Source organism: Paenibacillus sp. Y951, assembly GCF_056786395.1.
Window position 1 is genome coordinate 1 of record NZ_JBXCIY010000046.1, and the last position, 4,457, is coordinate 4,457.

Genomic DNA, 4,457 nt, shown 5'->3' on the forward strand with positions numbered 1-4,457 from the left:
AGCTCTAAAACCAGATCACAAAGTTGGCGCTTATGACGCTGAATTAGAAAAACAAGCAACAGCAGTTAATCAAATTGCTAGTGAATATGGTTATTATGCAGCTTATAATGGTGATCATGGTACAGTATTCTTAAAAGATGCTGATGGTTATAACTTCATGGTTTATGGTGATGATGTCGATAATGGCGGTTCAATTGTAATCAGTACTGAACATATGGTGAAGGGTACTACAGTTCAAAAAGACCGAGTAGAATTGGTGGTTGAAACATTACAAACATTGGGACTACCAATTGATGGTAAACTGGAGGCAGCCATTATCAAGTGTCTTAGTGCAGGTTCTGATGCAACGGTCGGCTATGATGACTTTAATGTTGAGATCTTTTTTGTAAGATATGGTACGCTTGTAATGTACGTTGAAGAAACTTAAATAGTAGGCACTCTTTTAACTTAGAGCCTCATGGGTATGGAATCATACTATGGAGGGTTCAAGGTCAAAAAAGAGTGCCTTTGTTGTTTTTGAAGATACTCATACGGGGTGGTTAACTGTTCTACTAAGCAGTCTAATTGGTTCGTAGAGCATCAAGCATCCTAAGAAAAAGGCGATATTGGCTCGAATGTATGTTTTCATGGATATATAAAGAAAAGGCGCAGTTCACTGTCTCCCACAGTAGTGGGGAAAGTGGATGACTGCACCTTTTCCAAAACTTACAACGCAATATCGAAAGAAGTCCAATAGTGTGAGGGTTCGGACAGTTGTTGGAGTGGGTTAGTGGCTTAACGTTTTACATTCCCACAACTGGGGAATGTTGAGCGTGTTGCCTTTGTATATCGTTTGTGTTTACTTGGATGTATTTGCGCACCATGGATATGTCATGATGCCCTAAAATCTTTTGTAATGTGAATAGGTCGCCACCGTTCATCATGTACATTTTGGCGAACGTGTGGCGAAACGTATGAGGGGAGACACGTACCCCTGTAATCTGTGCCTGTTCTCCATGAAGGCGGATGCGTTCATAGGCTTGATTATACGTGAGTGGTTGTCCATTGTTGAGCAGGAATAGGTTAGTTGAAGAATGATTATTGAAGTGTTTCTGATTCTCACGTTGTAGGAGTTGTACCAATTCGAGCGTCTTCTTACTCAGTGGTACCGTTCTAGCTTGTCCATTCTTGGCTATGTTGGCAGGAACGGTGAGGGTGGAAGCTTGAATGTCTACTTCGTCTGACGTCACATGCAAGGCTTCATTAATCCGTAAACCTGTATCAAGGAGTAAGATAAGCAGGACATAATCTCTAAAACCAAGATAGTCACGTTGGTTAGGCGAGGCAAGCAGTTGTAGCATTTGTTCTTTGGTAAAGGCTCCAATGGTATCCTCTTTCACTCGTTGAAGCTTAATGCGAGAGGCAAGGTCTTGTTGGAGGTAGCCTTCGTCATGAAGGAACTTGATTAGACAACGTAACGTGCGAGTTCGAATGTTCACGGTGGATGGAGACAAGCCAAGTGTGGTAACAGTAGATTGTAGGGTTGGATGGTTATGGTACAAGGGTTGAGTGGTCAACATGTACTGGATATACTGACGTAAATGGTCTGCCGTTAATCCGTTGAGTTCAACAGTTGGATAGTATGACAAGAGCCAATGCTTAAAGTAACGATAATGGTTCGTATGATCGTGTAATGTCCTTGGTTTTAATCCTTCAGTCTGCTTAGCTCGGAAGAAGATGTCGAAGTAAGGGTCAATGGGATGATGCGAAAGCGAAGGGTGAGGAAGTGAAAGGGTTTGTGTATTCATGTCATATTACTCCTTTATTATTCAAGTGGGTAGATAAGCGGATTATATGATAACGAGATGAAATCTAACAATAATTAAACAATGCATCCCAATAAAGTATATAAAAGGTTCCAATACTTGAAACAATAATAAATAGAACATATACTAAAATTAACCAAATTAAAGGAGGTGGAATCGATCTATGGATCAAACAACATCAGAAACAATTAGTGACTCAATAAACGTAGAATATTCTATTGAAAATTTAAGGAATATTCAAGAACTTATTAGATTTATAGATCAAAAGGCAGCAGCAATCTTAGTTATCTATGGTTTTATTGTAACAGTGTTTATGACTGTTTCTGATGAGCTAGTGTTAATTAATCCTTTTGATCTTCAAGTTTTGAATGCAATATGTTCAATTCTCGTTTTAGTATTAGGATTATCAACGCTTTTTTGTTTAATCTATCAAATTTACTATATTGTCATGAAAATTCTTAAACCACGGCTTGCTAATAATTACAAGCAAGATGAGTATTCAACTTTCTACTTCGAACATCTTGCCGAGATTCCTAAGAAAGAATTGTATACAATACTAAAAACTATTACAAATGAAGATAAGGTTGAACATATTGCCAGTCAAATTCATGAAATCTCTAAAATAATGAAAATAAAAACTTATAGATTAGAGAGAAGTTTTATAGGATTACTAATTACAATCGGTTTGTTAGTCGGTTATATTTTACTATTAAAATTAATGTGAGGTGTAGGAGAATGACAATGAGTGAAGATATTAGAACAAAGGTCAAAAAAATTGTGGATGATGAATTCACAACAGAAGAAGTGTTTATAGTACCAGATATTGACGATTCAAGATTGACGTTTGGAAATAAGGGGTTAAAATTTGAAGCTACTGTTTTACATATTGATATGAGAGGTTCAACATCTATTTTGAATAAGCATAATAAATCTAGTGTAGCAAAGATCCACATGGCATATTTTCATGCAATAATAAAAATAGTAAACCAATATAATGGAAATATTAGAAGCTTCAATGGCGATAGTATGTTGGTGTTTTTTTATGGCACGGCGGTGGATATTATCACTAATGCTGTAAAAGCAGCTCTGCAGATAGTCTATATTATAACTAATAAAGAAAAAGGTATTAATAATTATTTGAATAAATATAGTGCAATAGATTTTGGAATTGGTATAGATTACGGAGAAATTCTATGTACCAAAATAGGGGTGCATGGAGTTACGAAAGATTTAATATGGATAGGAAATGCTGTCAATAGAGCTGTGAAAATTGGTGACAATGCTGAATCACCGTATGAAATAGCTATTTCAAATAACGTATATAATAAATTAAGTAACTATATGGGAACAGTATCAAAAACAGATATGTGGAATCAGCATACTCATCAATATAATAATCAAACGGAGTATTACTACAATTCAGCGTACCACTTATCACTCGATTAAAAAATGTTGCAAACAACTGCTAACAGTATGCAAACTTGAGTGGTACCCCTATGTTTACGAGGTTTTGTGCTTGATCCTTGGTAAATCCTAAGCCTACTGCCTTATTTACATCTTTTGCAAACTCACAGCTCATATCGTACTTATAACTAGGGGCTGCATTTACCTTATCTACAGGTAAGGATAAGAGTAATGATAGCACCAAGGCTAGCATGAGTATATGCGATTTTTTCATAAATGTTCCTCCTCTATTGACATAATTTACATCTATGACTTGATTTTAACAGCCGAAAAGCTTGATCGTCAATTAGGGTAAATTTTATCATTAATGGTGTGGAAAAACAGAAATGAAGCCCCACCAGATAAATTCTAGTAGGGCTTCATTTCCTTCTTTACAACTTTATTTAGAGGTTGATATAAATTCTCGGATTAAAAACTGTTTTCCGCAGCCGTCAGTACAATGGACTTCACCGCCTGCCATTCTAGAACCCTCTTCATCACCTACAAATTTCACACCTTTATTACCGCACTCTGGACAAAATTTCATTTCATTTGCCACAAATTTGAGTTCCCAATTAGTTTCAACTACGGCAGGTGTTGCTACATTTGATTTAGGCATGGACAGCACTTCCTTTTCAATTTGTTTGGTTTTATACTTTTATTTTATCGTAATACTACGTATTTGCACAATTATGCTAGATAGGATCCTTTTAGAATGGGGCTTGGGCATAAAAAAGGCACACTCATTCGATAAGTGTGCCTTTTAGAGATTATTTGAATTACTTTTCTTCAACGTACATTACAAGTTTACCATACTGTATTTTGATGATTTCTACATTAAAGCCGTTATAACCAACTGTAGCATCCGCCGCACCTGCTGCTAAGGTTTTTGTAATTGCTGCTGCAAGTTTATCATCTACTGGCAGTCCAAGCGCATTTAGAGCGTCTACAATCAAATCTATCCGATCGCTCTGTACTTTATGAGCCTTAACTAAGTACTCAGTGTTAATGACGATTGAACCACCATTATCAGTACCGTCACCATAGGTCATGAATGCATAACCATCGGCATCTTGCAGACCAATTAATCCGCTATCACCATTGTAGATCGCATAATAACCATATTCACTTGCCACTTGGTTAACTGCTGTAGCTTGTTTTTCTAATTCAGCATCATAAGCGCCAATCATATTATCTGGTTTCAAAGCC

7 protein-coding genes are annotated in these 4,457 nt (G+C 36.6%); 3 read left to right on the forward strand and 4 right to left on the reverse strand.

The genetic code is table 11. From position 1 onward, the window contains the following. Positions 1–427 (forward strand): hypothetical protein (locus tag AC1TPB_RS24555; protein ID WP_482078898.1); only part of this gene is annotated, 427 nt, incomplete at its 5' end. Between the two features lie 355 nt (positions 428–782). Here AC1TPB_RS24555 and AC1TPB_RS24560 read toward each other — a convergent pair. After that, the gene (locus AC1TPB_RS24560) at positions 783–1,787 is read right to left on the reverse strand and encodes a tyrosine-type recombinase/integrase (protein WP_482078899.1); all 1,005 of its coding nucleotides are present in this window, start codon (positions 1,785–1,787) and stop codon (positions 783–785) included. A 181-nt stretch (positions 1,788–1,968) separates the two neighbouring features. Between AC1TPB_RS24560 and AC1TPB_RS24565 the strand changes: the two genes are divergently transcribed. Beyond that, positions 1,969–2,529 carry a Pycsar system effector family protein gene (locus AC1TPB_RS24565; protein WP_482078900.1) on the forward strand — a complete coding sequence of 187 codons (561 nt, stop codon included), beginning with the start codon at positions 1,969–1,971 and terminating at the stop codon, positions 2,527–2,529. A gap of 17 nt (positions 2,530–2,546) precedes the next feature. After that, positions 2,547–3,251 carry an adenylate/guanylate cyclase domain-containing protein gene (locus AC1TPB_RS24570; protein WP_482078901.1) on the forward strand — a complete coding sequence of 235 codons (705 nt, stop codon included), beginning with the start codon at positions 2,547–2,549 and terminating at the stop codon, positions 3,249–3,251. Between the two features lie 19 nt (positions 3,252–3,270). Here the strand turns inward: AC1TPB_RS24570 and AC1TPB_RS24575 are convergent, their stop codons facing one another. The 3 genes from AC1TPB_RS24575 to AC1TPB_RS24585 form a co-directional block, all read right to left on the reverse strand. Next, positions 3,271–3,483: a hypothetical protein gene (locus AC1TPB_RS24575; RefSeq protein WP_482078902.1), complete on the reverse strand. Its 213-nt coding sequence runs from the start codon at positions 3,481–3,483 to the stop codon at positions 3,271–3,273. A 165-nt stretch (positions 3,484–3,648) separates the two neighbouring features. After that, complete coding sequence (locus tag AC1TPB_RS24580) at positions 3,649–3,867, reverse strand: hypothetical protein (protein ID WP_482078903.1); 219 nt, start codon at positions 3,865–3,867, stop codon at positions 3,649–3,651. A gap of 160 nt (positions 3,868–4,027) precedes the next feature. Continuing rightward, positions 4,028–4,457: hypothetical protein (locus AC1TPB_RS24585; RefSeq protein WP_482078904.1), on the reverse strand; the 430-nt coding region annotated here is incomplete at its 5' end.